The organism is Mesorhizobium sp. M4B.F.Ca.ET.203.01.1.1, from assembly GCF_004791025.1.
GTDB lineage: Bacteria > Pseudomonadota > Alphaproteobacteria > Rhizobiales > Rhizobiaceae > Mesorhizobium > Mesorhizobium abyssinicae.
In genome coordinates this window covers 407,104-420,124 of sequence record NZ_SRUO01000001.1, presented here as the reverse complement: position 1 = coordinate 420,124, position 13,021 = coordinate 407,104, and the positions used below count along the sequence as shown (strand labels likewise).

At 64.3% G+C, this 13,021-nt stretch carries 10 protein-coding genes and 1 pseudogene; 6 read left to right on the top strand and 5 right to left on the bottom strand.

Features of this window, described 5'->3' with window-relative positions; all coding sequences use genetic code 11:
• Positions 1-155 precede the first annotated feature (155 nt).
• The 3 genes from EN846_RS01950 to EN846_RS01940 all read right to left on the bottom strand — a co-directional run bounded on the left by EN846_RS01950 (position 156) and on the right by EN846_RS01940 (position 3,600).
• Positions 156-1,106, bottom strand: coding sequence for a carbohydrate ABC transporter permease (locus EN846_RS01950; protein WP_127286270.1), 951 nt, complete (start codon positions 1,104-1,106; stop codon positions 156-158).
• Positions 1,103-2,050: a sugar ABC transporter permease gene (locus EN846_RS01945; RefSeq protein WP_127393862.1), complete on the bottom strand. Its 948-nt coding sequence runs from the start codon at positions 2,048-2,050 to the stop codon at positions 1,103-1,105. Before EN846_RS01945 ends, EN846_RS01950 begins: the two co-directional genes overlap by 4 nt.
• 218 nt (positions 2,051-2,268) lie before the next feature.
• Entirely contained in the window at positions 2,269-3,600 is a 1,332-nt protein-coding gene (locus tag EN846_RS01940) for an ABC transporter substrate-binding protein (RefSeq protein WP_127311667.1), read from the bottom strand.
• Between the two features lie 222 nt (positions 3,601-3,822).
• Between EN846_RS01940 and EN846_RS01935 the strand changes: the two are divergent.
• The 5 genes and pseudogenes from EN846_RS01935 to nhaA form a co-directional block, all read left to right on the top strand.
• Positions 3,823-3,945, top strand: a pseudogene (locus tag EN846_RS01935) (EamA/RhaT family transporter); the annotation flags it as partial.
• Between the two features lie 54 nt (positions 3,946-3,999).
• Entirely contained in the window at positions 4,000-6,462 is a 2,463-nt protein-coding gene (hrpB, locus tag EN846_RS01930; protein WP_135898893.1) for an ATP-dependent helicase HrpB, read from the top strand.
• A 96-nt stretch (positions 6,463-6,558) separates the two neighbouring features.
• The gene (locus EN846_RS01925) at positions 6,559-7,881 is read left to right on the top strand and encodes an ActS/PrrB/RegB family redox-sensitive histidine kinase (RefSeq protein ID WP_127394108.1); all 1,323 of its coding nucleotides are present in this window, start codon (positions 6,559-6,561) and stop codon (positions 7,879-7,881) included.
• Between the two features lie 119 nt (positions 7,882-8,000).
• Positions 8,001-8,564 (top strand): ActR/PrrA/RegA family redox response regulator transcription factor, encoded by a 564-nt coding sequence (locus tag EN846_RS01920; protein WP_127283968.1) that lies wholly within the window; start codon positions 8,001-8,003, stop codon positions 8,562-8,564.
• Between the two features lie 375 nt (positions 8,565-8,939).
• Positions 8,940-10,133: a Na+/H+ antiporter NhaA gene (gene nhaA / locus EN846_RS01910; protein WP_127311438.1), complete on the top strand. Its 1,194-nt coding sequence runs from the start codon at positions 8,940-8,942 to the stop codon at positions 10,131-10,133.
• 252 nt (positions 10,134-10,385) lie between these two features.
• Here nhaA and EN846_RS01905 read toward each other — a convergent pair whose 3' ends face one another.
• The gene (locus tag EN846_RS01905; protein ID WP_187331495.1) at positions 10,386-10,886 is read right to left on the bottom strand and encodes an MmcB family DNA repair protein; all 501 of its coding nucleotides are present in this window, start codon (positions 10,884-10,886) and stop codon (positions 10,386-10,388) included.
• Positions 10,887-10,997: 111 nt separating this feature from the next.
• On the opposite strand from EN846_RS01905, the gene EN846_RS01900 reads away from it, so the two are divergent.
• Positions 10,998-11,939, top strand: coding sequence for an IS1595 family transposase (locus EN846_RS01900; RefSeq protein ID WP_128346580.1), 942 nt, complete (start codon positions 10,998-11,000; stop codon positions 11,937-11,939).
• 282 nt (positions 11,940-12,221) lie between these two features.
• Here the strand turns inward: EN846_RS01900 and EN846_RS01895 are convergent, their stop codons facing one another.
• Positions 12,222-13,019, bottom strand: coding sequence for a DUF3800 domain-containing protein (locus EN846_RS01895; protein ID WP_127391403.1), 798 nt, complete (start codon positions 13,017-13,019; stop codon positions 12,222-12,224).
• Between the last annotated feature and the right edge of the window lie 2 nt (positions 13,020-13,021).

The window sequence follows — 13,021 nt, the reverse complement described above, 5'->3', positions numbered from 1 at the left end:
CCGTCGCTGCTTCGCAGCGCCACCTCTCCCCCCTCCGGAGGGAGAGGAAGGGAGCCTCACTGAATGAAGTTCGCGCCCTTCCTCTCCCCCGTCGATCGGGGGAGAGGTGTCGAGCGAAGCTCGACGGAGCGGGGGTCGACTTATTCCCACATCAATCATTTGCGCACCGCGCCGAAGGTGATGCCGCGCAGCAATTGCTTGCGGAGCAGGATGGTGAAGACCAGGATCGGCACCAGGAAGATCGTCGTACCCGCCGCCACCGCCGGCCAGTCCTGGCCGCCTTCGCCGATGATGGTCGGGATGAAGGGCGGCGCGGTCTGGGCGGAGCCGGAGGTCAGCAGCGCCGCGAACGCGTACTCGTTCCAGGCGAAGATCAGGCAGAAGATGGCGGTCGCGGCGATGCCGGTGGTCGCTTGCGGCAGCACCGTGCGCCAGAAAGCCTGCAGCCTGGTATAGCCGTCGATCATCGCCGCTTCCTCGTATTCGCGCGGGATCTCGTCGATGAAGCCCTTGAGCAGCCACACCGCGAGCGAGACGTTGACCGCCGTGTAGAGGAGGATCATGCCGAGCGCGGTGTCGGAGAGGCCGAGCTCGCGGTACATCAGGTAGATCGGGATGGCGACCGCGATCGGCGGCATGAAGCGCGTCGACAGGATGAAGAACAGAAGGTCGTCGGCTAAAGGCACCTTGAAGCGCGAGAAGCCGTAGGCCGACAGCGTGCCAAGGAACACCGCGCAGAAGGTCGAGCCGAAGGCGATGATCAGCGAATTGACGAAGCGCGGCAGGAAGTTGGACGGGCCGGCGATCACCATGTTGCGCTTGCGCACAGTCTCGTCGCAGAAGCCGGTCGCCGGTCCGAGCGAGTTGATGTATTCCGGCGTCTGCCGGGTGCGCGTCGTGAACAGGTTGCAATAGCCCTCGATGCTCGGCTGGAACACGATCTTCGGCGGATAGGCGATCGAATCCGGCGGCGTCTTGAAGCTGGTGGCGAAGATCCACAGCAGCGGCACGATCGAGATCAGCGCATAAGCGACGATGATCGTGCCGGCGACCAGCTTCGAATTCGCCGAGGGCGCGACGACGGAATGGGCTGATGTCAGGCTCATCTCTGCTTCACCTTGTTGAGCGCCTTGACGTAGATGTTGGCGAGGCCGAACACGGCGACGAAAAGGATGATGGCGAAGGCCGAGGAATAGCCGGTGCGCCAGCTCTCGAAGGCCTGCCGCTTCAGCGTGATCGACGCGACCTCGGTGGTCGAGCCCGGCCCGCCGCCGGTCAGGAGATTGACCATGTCGAACATCTTGAAGTTCTCGATGCCGCGGAACAGCACCGCCAGCATGATGAAGGGCAGCGCCATCGGCAGGGTGATCGACCAGAACTGCCGCCAGTTGGAGGCGCGGTCGACCTCGGCCGCCTCGTAGATGTATTCGGGGATGGAGCGCAGCCCGGCGAGGCAGATCAGCATCACGTAAGGCGTCCACATCCAGGTGTCGACGATGATGATCGACCACGGCGCGAGGTCGACATTCGACAGCATCTGCACATTCGTCGGCGGGATGCCGGTGACGAAGGAGATGACATAGGAGAACAGGCCGATCTGCGGTTCGTAGAGGAAGCGCCAGAAATTGCCGACCACCGCCGGCGACAGCATCATCGGCACCAGGATGATGGTCGTCCAGAAGGCATGGCCGCGGAATTTGCGGTCGATCAGCCAGGCCAGCGTGAAGCCGATCACTGTCTGCAAAAGGATCGTCCAGAAGACGAAATGCGCCGTCGTCTGCATCGCGATCCAGATGTCCTGGTCGGTCAGGATGCGCTTGTAGTTGGCCAGGCCGAGGTTCTTCACCACCTCATTGGGGCGGTTGGCCCGGAAGTTGGTGAACGACAGATAGATCGCCCAGAACAGCGGGAAGATGTTGATGGCGAGCAGCAGCAGGATCGTCGGCGAGATGAACAGCCAGGCGAGGCCCTTGTCGCTGATGCCCCGGACCCGGCGGGCCAACGGCTCCGGCGTGGCCCGGGCAACGTTGTCCGCAGTCCGATTGAGCATGGTGAGTCCTGCTTCGGTCACTTGGATGTCTCGACGATGGAATTTATCTGAACTGCGTCCCGTGCCAAGGGCGGCACGGGACCACGAGCATGATGCCGAAAAGTGTGAAGCGGTTTTCGGACGACATCATGCTCACCCACTCTTTGGTCCGGAGCGGATGATTTCAGGTCTATTCGACCCGAAATCATCCGGCTCTGGGGTCAAGCTCGGGAGGAGCCTTACATCTTGCCGTCGTCCTGGAAGACCTGCGTCCAGTCCTTGACCAGTCCGTCGAGCGCGTCCTTGGCCGAACCCTGGCCGGCCACGACATAGTCATGGAAGCGCTTCTGCGAGGCCTGCAGCAGCGGCGCGTAGCTTGGCTCGGCCCAGAAATCCTTCACGATGGCCATCGAGTCGAGGAAGGTCTGTGCGTAAGGCTGGCTGGCCGGGAACTTGGGATCCTTGACCACGGCGTTCAGGCAGGAAAAGCCGCCCAGCGACCACCACTTGGCCTGAACGTCCTTGTTGGCGAACCACTTGATGTATTTCAGCGCCGATTCCTGCTTGTCGGAATAGGAGACCACGGAGATGCCCTGGCCGCCGAGCTGGGCGAACTGGTCGCCGTCCGGGCCCTTGGGATTGGCGAAGTAGCCGATCTTGTCGCCGCCGACATTCTCGTCCTTCTGCAGGCCGGGCCAGGTGAAGGCGAAGTTCATGTGCATCGCCACCTGGCCGGATTTGAAGGCATCGACGCCTTCGCCCATATAGCTGTTGGAGGCGCCGGGCGGGGTGCAGCAATCATAGAGCGCCTTGTAGAACTCCAGCCCTTTCACCGATTTCTCGGAGTTGACGAAGCCTTCCATCTCGTAGGGCTTCTTCGGGTTCTCGTACTGGAAGCCGAAACTGTAGAGCACATCCATAGCACCCATGGTGATGCCTTCGGAACCGCGCTCGGTGTAGATCGAGGCGCCATAGACGGTCTTACCGTCGATCTCACGCTTCTGGAAGAACTCGGCGATCTGCTTGAGCTGGTCGAAGGTCGCCGGCGGACCGAGATCCCAGCCGTATTTCTCCTTGAATTCCTTCTGCAGTTCCGGCTTGGAGAACCAGTCCTTGCGGTAGGTCCAGCCGACGACGTCGCCCATTGCCGGCAAGGCCCAGTAGTTCGGCGTGTTCTTCGGCCATTCCGAATAGCCGACCACGGTCGCCGGCACGAAGTCGTCCATGCTGATCTTCTCCTTGTCGAAGAAGTCGTTCAGCTTGACGTAGTGGCCGTTCTCGGCCGAGCCGCCGATCCACTGGCTGTCGCCGATGATCAGGTCGCAGAGCTTGCCGTGCGAGTTGAGTTCGTTGAGGAAGCGGTCGGCGTAATTGGTCCACGGCACGAACTCAAATTTCATGCCGATGCCGGTTTCCTTGGTGAAGTCCTTGGACAGTTCCACGAGTGCGTTGGCCGGGTCCCAGGCGGCCCAGCAAAGCGTCAGGTCTTCCGCATGCGCGACGTTCGAGACGGCGGTCGACGCAAGCATCGCCGAGGCCAGACCCAACGTCAGTTTCATGGTCGATTTCATGCCTTCCTCCCATTTGCGAAACACGTCCGGATGACGGTTTCAAGAGCCCTCAACCCCTCTCCTCCGGGGCCTAAACTTGGCCACGCTCCAGCGCCGGCGATGTTTAGTAATTTGTTTAGTAATGCTCGTTTTACTAAACAACGCAAGCGAATTCGTTGCTGCGTTGCAACATGGAGCGCCCGAGGCTTGAAATCGTTGGGAAATGGGTCGGCGGGCGGTGATCCCGACGTGCTGACGCTCACCGGTCTCGCCGTCGTCGGCGCATCCGGCCTGCTCACAATGGTGCGTGAGGAGGTGCGGCTGGGCACGGTGCGCTGGAACCCGTTTTCGCGCACCAGGCTTTGAGGCGCCGGCAGCGCGTTGTTGCGCGCCGGCCATGGGCGCTGATATGCGGGCGCGATGAGGACAAACCCTTTGCCGGAGCTTCCGGTCTCAGCCGTGCTGCCGGCGCTCGGGGAAGCGCTGGCGACAAAGAGCAGCGCCGTGCTGGTAGCGCCGCCCGGTGCCGGCAAGACGACGCTGGTGCCGCTGGCGCTGCTCGACGCGCCGTGGCTCGGCGCCGGCAGGATCGTCCTGCTCGAGCCGCGCCGGCTCGCCGCCCGCGCCGCCGCCCGCCGCATGGCCGAGCTGCTCGCCGAGGAGCCCGGCGGAACGGTCGGCTACGCGATGCGCATGGAGAACCGCACCTCGGCGCGGACGAAAATCCTCGTCGTCACCGAGGGTGTTCTCGCGCGCATGATCCTCGACGACCCGGAACTGCCGGGCGTCTCTGCGGTCATCTTCGACGAATTCCACGAGCGTTCGCTGGACGGCGATTTCGGCCTGGCGCTGGCGCTCGACGTGCAGGGCGCGCTGCGACCGGACCTGCGATTGCTGGTCATGTCGGCGACGCTCGACGGCGCGCGCGTCGCGAGACTGTTGTCCGGCGCGCCGGTGATCGAGAGCGAGGGCCGCGCCTTCCCGGTCGACATCCGCTATCACGAGCGGGCGCCGGGCATCGCGATCGAGGATGCCATGGCCAGGGCGATCCGCTCGGCGCTTGCCGACGAGAGCGGCAGCCTGCTTGCCTTCCTGCCCGGCCAGCGCGAGATCGAGCGCACCGCGGAGCGGCTGCGGGACCGCGTCGCTGCCGACACCGACATCGTGCCGCTCTATGGCCAGCTCGACAACAAGACGCAGGACGCCGCGATCAGGCCGTCGCCGCCGGGCCGCCGCAAGGTGGTGCTGGCGACGTCGATCGCCGAGACTTCGATCACCATCGACGGCGTGCGCGTCATTATCGATTCCGGCCTGTCGCGGCTGCCGCGCTATGAGCCGGCCAGCGGCCTGACCAGACTGGAGACGGTGCGCGTCAGCCGGGCCTCGGCCGACCAGCGAGCCGGCCGCGCCGGGCGCACGCAAGCAGGCGTGGCCATCCGGCTGTGGCGGGCCGAGCAGACGGCAGCACTTCCCGCCTTCACCCCGCCTGAAATCCTCGAGGCCGATCTTTCCGGCCTGCTGCTCGACTGCGCAGCCTTCGGCGTCGCCGATCCCACGAGCCTGTCCTTCCTCGATCCGCCACCGGTTCCGGCACTCAACGAAGCGAGGGCCCTGCTGGTCGCCCTGCATGCCATCGACGACGCCGGGCGTCTCACCGACGCCGGTGCCGCCATGCGCAAGCTCGCGCTGCCGGTGCGGCTTGCCCATATGGTCGCCGAAGCCGCCGCAACCGGCCATGCGCCGGCGGCGGCCACCCTTGCCGTGCTGCTTACCGAGCGCGGGCTCGGCGGCGACGGCGCCGATCTCGAACGCCGTCTGATGCGCTTTCGCACCGAGAAGTCGCCGCGTTCCGTCTCGGCCCGCCAGCTTGCCGAACGGCTGGCAAGGCAGGCCGGCGGAGGAAGGAGCAGCGAACCGGCTTCCGCCGGCGCGCTCCTCATCCATGCCTGGCCGGATCGGGTGGCGCGAGCGCGCGGCGAGCGCGGCCGCTTCGTGCTGGCCAACGGCTCGGGCGCCATGCTCGACGCCGCCGATCCGCTGGCCGGCGAAACCTGGCTGGTCGTCGCCGATTTGCAGGGCAAGGCGCAGAATGCCCGCATCACCGCCGCCGCTGCGGTCGACGAGGCCGACATCCGCGCCGCGTTAGCCGATAGTATCGAGACCCGCCGCGAGACGAGCTTCGACCGCGACCGGCGCGCCGTGCGCGTGCGCGAGACGGCCCGGCTCGGCGCCATCACGCTGGCCGAACGCATGCTGCCGGCGCCGTCCGGCGCCGACGCGGATCGCGCGATCCTCGATGCCCTGCGCGAGCATGGCCTGTCGCTGCTCGACTGGGGCAAGGAGGCGGAGACGCTGCGCCAGCGCCTCGGCTGGCTCAATCGCGGCCTCGGCGCGCCTTGGCCCGATGTGTCCGACGCCGCCCTTCTCGACCGTCTCGACGACTGGCTGCTGCCGTTTCTGACGGGCGCGGCGTCCTTTGCCGCGATCAATTCCGGCGCCCTGTCGGCGGGCCTCACGTCATTGGTGCCGCACGATCTGCAGCGCAAGGTCGACGCGCTGGCGCCGACCCATTTCGATGCGCCGTCGGGCAGCCACGTGCCGATCCGCTATGACGGCGAATGGCCGGTGCTGGCGGTGCGCGTGCAGGAACTGTTCGGCCTCGACAAGCACCCGGCGATCGCCAATGGAACCGTGCCGCTGACGCTCGAGCTGCTGTCGCCGGCGCACCGGCCGATCCAGACGACGCGCGACCTGCCGGGCTTCTGGCGCGGCTCCTGGGCCGATGTGCGCACCGACATGCGCGGCCGCTACCCCCGTCATGTCTGGCCGGAGAACCCGCTCGCCGCCGCCGCCACCAGCCGCGCCAAGCCGCGCGGTACCTAGTCTTGGCAGAAGCTTTGACGGGCCTCCTGGTTGACGACACGCGTTGCCGATTGGCGCCACTAGCGCTTACCCTCCTGCGGCTATAATCGTAAGCCGATGATCAACATCCTGCGCTCACCACACTTCCAGCAAAGCCAGCGGCTGCGCCTCAACACGCTGATCCGGCTGCGCTGGCTGGCCATCGTCGGCCAGAGCCTGACGGTGCTTGTCGTCGCCTACGGGCTGAAATTCCCGTTGTCGGTCAGCATGTGCTTCGCGCTGATCGCCTGTTCGGCGTGGATGAACCTGTGGCTGACCTTTCGCTATCCGGCGGCGCATCGGCTCACCCCGCTCTCGGCCTTCGTCATCCTGACCTTCGACAGTCTGCAGCTTGCCGGCCTGCTCTACATGACCGGCGGTCTCACCAATCCGTTCTCGGTGCTGCTGTCCGTGCCCGTCGTCATCTCGGCGGCGTCGCTGCCGCTGCGCCTCACCGCGGTGCTGGGCGCGCTGGTCATGGTGACGGCCACGCTGCTGGTCTTCTTCCACCAGCCGCTGCCCTGGTATGACGGCGCGCCGCTGGAAATGCCCTTCATCTACGTCGCCGGCATGTGGATGGCGGTGTTTTCCTCGATCGCCTTCACCGCCATCTACGCCTTCCGTGTCGCCGAGGAGGCGCGCCTGCTCGCCAACGCGCTCGCCGCCACCGAGCTGGTGCTGCAGCGCGAGCAGCATCTGTCGGCGCTGGACGGGCTCGCCGCCGCCGCTGCGCACGAGCTCGGCACGCCGCTCGCCACCATCACGCTGGTCGCCAAGGAGATGGAGAAGGCGCTCGGCAAGGATCAGAAATTCGGCGAGGACGTGAAACTGCTGCGCTCGCAGAGCGAGCGCTGCCGCGAGATCCTGAAGCGGCTAACCAGCCTTTCGTCCGAAGGCGAAGCGCATCTGTCGCGCCTGCCGCTGACCTCGCTGGTCGAAGAGGTGACTGCGCCGCATCGCGATTTCGGCATCTCGATCAAGCTGCGGCCGGGCGAGCGCATCGGCCCCGAGCCGGTCGGGCGGCGCAACCCCGGCGTCATCTACGGCCTGGGCAACCTTGTCGAGAACGCCGTCGATTTCGCCCGCAAGACCGTCACCGTCAGCTGGAGCTGGGACGACGCCGACGTCGTCTTCTCGATTACCGACGATGGGCCGGGCTTCCCGCCGGAGATCATCGACCGCATCGGCGAGCCCTATATGTCGACGCGCCAGGGCACCGAGGCCGGCGGCGGCCTCGGCCTTGGCCTGTTCATCGCCAAGACCTTGCTGGAGCGCTCCGGCGCGACGCTTGATTTCCGCAATTCGAGCGGGCTGGGCGAGGGTGCGGTGGTGCAGATATCCTGGCCGCGCGGCGTCTTTCTCAACCCCGAATCGTCCTCCAGCATGTTCGATACCGCCTGAAACCCGGCTTTAACCTGCATCGTGGCCTCATCGGTGCCCGTTGCAGGCGCGAAAAATTGGACAATAGTGGCGCGGAACTGTATCTGCGTAAGCTTAAGTCAGCAGGAATTCTGGACACCATGAGTGGAGACGAAACGACTGGCGCAATGGTTGAGGGCGAGGACACCTCGCTGCTCATCGTCGACGACGACAAGCCGTTCCTGACCCGGCTTGCCCGCGCCATGGAAACCAGGGGCTTCGCGGTCGATACCGCCGACAGCGTCGAGGAGGCGGTGGCCAAGGCGCGCGCCCATCCGCCGGCCTACGCCGTGGTCGACATGCGGCTCGGCGACGGCAACGGCCTCGACGTCATCGCCGCCATCCGCGAGAAGCGCGACGACGCCCGCGCCGTCATCCTCACCGGCTACGGCAACATCGCCACCGCGGTGACCGCCGTGAAGCTTGGCGCCATCGACTATCTTTCCAAGCCGGCCGACGCCGACGACGTCTTCGCCGCGCTCACCCGCACCTCCGGCGAACGCGCCGCGCCGCCGGAAAATCCGATGTCGGCCGACCGCGTGCGCTGGGAGCACATCCAGCGCGTCTACGAAATGTGCGACCGCAACGTCTCGGAAACCGCGCGCCGGCTGAACATGCACCGCCGCACCCTGCAGCGGATCCTCGCCAAGCGCGCGCCACGGTGACTGGGAGTCCCGGACAGAGCCAGGGCAACAGCTCCGGAGTTTCCAACTTTTGGTGCAGGCTGCCAATTCTCGAAAGTTGGTGCCGCCCCTCACCTGCCTGCCGGCATCCTCTCCCCGTATAGTGACGGGGAGAGGGGCGCTCTCATCCCCGATTTCGCCAATCTTCGGCGTTGCAGAATGGGCGCCGAGGCTGCGGCCAGCCCCTTCTCCCCGTCTCTATACGGGGAGAAGTGCCCGGCAGGGCGATGAGGGGCAGCGCCGGCGTTCGGAAAGGAGATGGGGCTTTGAAGCCGAACCGTTTGCCGGATCGATGCTTGCCCGGTCCTTGAAGTTTGCGCATCATCGCGCGGTGGACAGTGCATTAGGGAGGGCGACGTGCAGGATTTGGAGCAGCGGCCGAAATCCATCCTGCGCGAATTCCTCGACGGCGAGGCGGCCGGCGGCATCATCCTGATGGCGGCGGCGGCGCTTGCCCTCATCGTCGCCAACTCGCCGCTCGCCGGATCCTATTTCGCCCTCCTCCACGCCTATCTCGGGCCGCTCAGCGTCTCGCACTGGATCAATGACGGGCTGATGGCGGTGTTCTTTCTGCTGGTCGGCCTGGAGATCAAACGCGAGATGCTGGACGGTCAGCTCTCGACCTGGCCGCGCCGCGTGCTGCCTGGTATCGCGGCTGCCGGCGGCATGGTGGTGCCGGCACTGGTCTATGTCTTGATCAACCGCGACAATCCGGCCGCGCTCTCCGGCTGGGCGATCCCGACAGCCACCGACATCGCCTTCGCGCTCGGCGTGCTCTCGCTGCTCGGCAACCGCGTGCCGGCCTCGCTGAAAATCTTCCTCACCGCGCTCGCCATCATCGACGATCTCGGCGCCGTCATCATCATTGCGTTGTTCTACACAAGCGGTCTTTCGCTCGCTTATCTCGGCGCCGCCTTCGCGGTCATTGCCGCGCTCGTCGCGCTCAACCGCATGCGGGTGATGAACCTGATCCCCTATCTCGTGCTCGGCGCCGTGCTCTGGGTGCTGGTGCTGAAATCTGGCGTGCACGCGACGCTCGCCGGCGTGGCGCTGGCGCTCACCGTCCCGCTCGAGCGCGCCGCCGGCATCGGCGACGATATCGAACATTCGCCGCTGCACAGGCTGGAGCACGGCCTGCACAGACTAGTGCCTTTCATCGTCATCCCGATCTTCGGCTTCGCCAATGCGGGCGTCTCGCTCGCTGGCCTGAGCATGGCCGCCCTCGTCGAGCCGCTGACATTGGGCGTCGCCGCCGGCCTGGTGCTGGGCAAGCTGGTCGGCGTGTTCGGCTCGTCGGCGCTCGCCATCCGGCTTGGCCTCGCCGATTTGCCGGCCAATGCCGGCTGGCTGCACATGATCGGCATATCGCTGCTGTGCGGCATCGGCTTCACCATGAGCCTGTTCATAGGCCTGCTCGCCTTCGCCAGCGATGCAGCACTGCAAGACGCGGTCAAGGTCGGCATCCTCGCCGGCTCGCTGGTCGCCGCGCTGCTCGGCGCGGCAGTGCTGGTCATGGCGCCGGCGGGGGGTGTGGAGGAGGAAATCGAATAGCGCTTCGGGCTCCCGCCAACAGATGGGAAATTTCCAGCGTCGCGCTGCCCCTCATTGCCCTGCCGGGCATTTCTCCCCGTGAACGGGGAGAAAGAGGCTTGGGACCACGTCGGCGCTCAACTCCCGCCGCGCTGGTGATTGGCGAAATCCTGCGCGACGACGCCCCTTCTCCCCGTTCACGGGGAGAAGATGCCGGCAGGCAGATGAGGGGCGGCGCAAACGGTGGAAATTCATAGCAAGCGTAAGCGGCCGCTACTCGCTCTCGCCATCCAGCGCCGGCACGGAAACGCCGGCAAGCTCCGCCGCCAAAAGCCGCGCCGCGCCCGCCCGCGCGATCCGCAGCATCAGCGCCTTGCGCGTCGCCGCCGCCATCCGGTGCTCAGGCGCCTCGCGCAGGATCTCGGCGCCATAGCCGTCGGAGAGGATGAAGCCGCATTCCTGCGGAAAGATCTCCGAGGGCACACCGGGATGGGTGGCGAAGAAGAAGCGGTCGGAATGCAGCCGATAGTCCGGCCATTTGCGGTCGACGCGGAAATCCTCGATCGAGGATTTGATCTCGATGATCCAGATGTCTCCCTGCCGGGTCAGTGCGACGAGGTCGGCGCGGCGGCCGGTTGCGAGCGACAGTTCCGGCAGCACATGCGCGCCCATTGCGGCAAGCAGCCGCTGCACCCCGCGTCGCACCAGCATGGCGCGCTCCGACTGGCGACCGTCGATCAAGGGGTTAAGGGGAATCGGTGAGATGATGGGCATGGCCGGCACCATGCCAGATTTTGTTCACGGTTTGAACCCGTCTCATGGGGGCGATTATATATTTGACAGACCCAAACGGATATGCGATAACGAATCCAAGGAGTTATCGCTATGTCCGTCCTGTCCCGCCCCTACTTCCATGACGAAGCCGCCGCATTTGAGCATGTCGAGGGCATGCTATGGCCGCAGGGTCCGGTCTGTTTTCATTGCGACTCCATGGAAAAGCACTATGCCTTGAAGGGCGGTCGCACGAAGCCTTCCAAGAAGCACCCGCACGGCCTCGAAATCCATGGCCTCTACAAGTGCTCGGATTGCCGCAAGAAGTTCACCGTCCGTATGGGCACCATCTTCGAGGAGTCCAAACTTCCGCTGCACATCTGGCTACAGGCCTTGCATGCCATGTGCGCCAGCAAGAAGGGTGTTTCGGCCCATCAGCTGCACCGCGCTCTGGAAATCACCTACAAGACGGCGTGGTTCCTGTGCCATCGCATCCGCGAAGCCATGCGCTCGGATGACTTCACGCCCATGGGTGGCGCTGGCAAGTTCGTTGAAGTGGATGAGACCTACATTGGCCGTCTCGCCGGTACGCCTGTGAAGAAGGGCGGCAGCGCGCACAAGAACACTGTCGTCACGCTGGTCGAGCGTGGCGGCAAGGCACGTTCCTTCCACGTGGATACTGCCCGCATGGGTAACGTCATGCCTATCGTCCGCGCCAACATCGCCCGCGAAAGCGCATTGATGACCGATGAGAGCGGTATCTATCGCCGCGCCAGCCAGGATTTCGCCTCGCACGAATTCGTCACGCACTCCAAGGACGAATACGTTCGCGGCAACGTCCACACCAACACGATTGAAGGCTATTTCTCGATCTTCAAGCGCGGCATGAAGGGCGTCTATCAGCATTGCGCCGAACACCATCTGCACCGCTATCTGGCGGAGTTCGATTTCCGCTACAGCAACCGCGTTGCCATGGGCATTGACGACAACGTTCGTTCGCTCATTGCCTTGAAAGGTGCCAAGGGCAAGCGCCTTACCTATCGGAGAGCTTATTGAGGCTAGGAGGCATCACCATCGTAAGCCAGTCCAACTAGAATTGCCTCTTTGGCGATACCAACGTCGCAGGCAAAAGTGACTCGTTTTCAATGACTTATCGCGTTTCCCAGCAAAGCGACTACTGTAACAGTTTGATTTCAAAACCTTTTCCTGTGAAACACCCTTGAAACAGAACGAGAACGGTGCCATATTGGTTACAGGCAGCCATGCGCCGGAACCACCCAAAGCAGTCGAGAGATTGCAGGCGAGAAATCGCAATTATGGGCCGGGGGGCTGCCGCCTTCATTTCCAGATCTCGACCATCTTTAGTTGCTGTTGATTTAGGCCGCACTCATCATGCGGCGGCACGATCTTAACCCCATAGCTGAGATAGTTCTTTTTTCGGTGATAGGTGATCGGCTTCAACGTTTCCGCGTATCGCGGTTCGCAATTCCCATACCTATCTGGCTCAAATCCGGCCGCCATTGCGGAAGCGATTGCGTCCGCAAGCTGTAGGCTTGCGCTTTTGCTGTGGTCGGCCGCCGAGACCGCGCCGATGTCGATGACGGGCCAATGGATGCGAACTTCGCCAGACTCGTCGGCTTTCAGGCGCTCAAGGTATGCGCGAAATTCGTCGTACTGCATGCCGCCACGGCGAGAGAAGGTTATAGCAACCCTGCCGTCACCTTCTGCCGCTTGCGGGCGGTGATCGCGGCAGAGCCAGGATAGGCGCTCGATAAGGTAGCGCGTCATATAAAAATAGAGCTGGTTCTTTTCGACGTAGATGTCAGGCGGGATGGGCTCTTTGGCCGCGACGACGCTAAGCGCTCGCAATGGTTTGCTGGCTATCGTCTGCACGGCTGCGAGCTTCTGCCCGTGGTGTAGCTTGGCGAAGTGCAATGTTCGGGATTGTCGTTCCGGCATCTTTGCATTGATCTCGTCACGCCAGCGAACCGCGTCTAAGGTGTGCGTCTGGCGAAAAAGGCAGGCAGAGATAATCAGCCATTTCGATGAGCCGCCAGCATTGCCGACTTGGCGAAACGGCTTATCTAGGCCGTCGTCGCCAGACTCATCGATGTATGCTACGTATGTGTGCGCCATTT

Coding starts and splice junctions, on each gene's coding strand:
- EN846_RS01950 (WP_127286270.1), bottom strand. CDS start 1,106: ATGAGCCTGACATCAGCCCATTCCGTCGTCGCGCCCTCGGCGAATTCG.
- EN846_RS01945 (WP_127393862.1), bottom strand. CDS start 2,050: ATGCTCAATCGGACTGCGGACAACGTTGCCCGGGCCACGCCGGAGCCG.
- EN846_RS01940 (WP_127311667.1), bottom strand. CDS start 3,600: ATGAAATCGACCATGAAACTGACGTTGGGTCTGGCCTCGGCGATGCTT.
- hrpB (WP_135898893.1), top strand. CDS start 4,000: ATGAGGACAAACCCTTTGCCGGAGCTTCCGGTCTCAGCCGTGCTGCCG.
- EN846_RS01925 (WP_127394108.1), top strand. CDS start 6,559: ATGATCAACATCCTGCGCTCACCACACTTCCAGCAAAGCCAGCGGCTG.
- EN846_RS01920 (WP_127283968.1), top strand. CDS start 8,001: ATGAGTGGAGACGAAACGACTGGCGCAATGGTTGAGGGCGAGGACACC.
- EN846_RS01905 (WP_187331495.1), bottom strand. CDS start 10,886: ATGCCCATCATCTCACCGATTCCCCTTAACCCCTTGATCGACGGTCGC.
- EN846_RS01900 (WP_128346580.1), top strand. CDS start 10,998: ATGTCCGTCCTGTCCCGCCCCTACTTCCATGACGAAGCCGCCGCATTT.
- EN846_RS01895 (WP_127391403.1), bottom strand. CDS start 13,019: ATGGCGCACACATACGTAGCATACATCGATGAGTCTGGCGACGACGGC.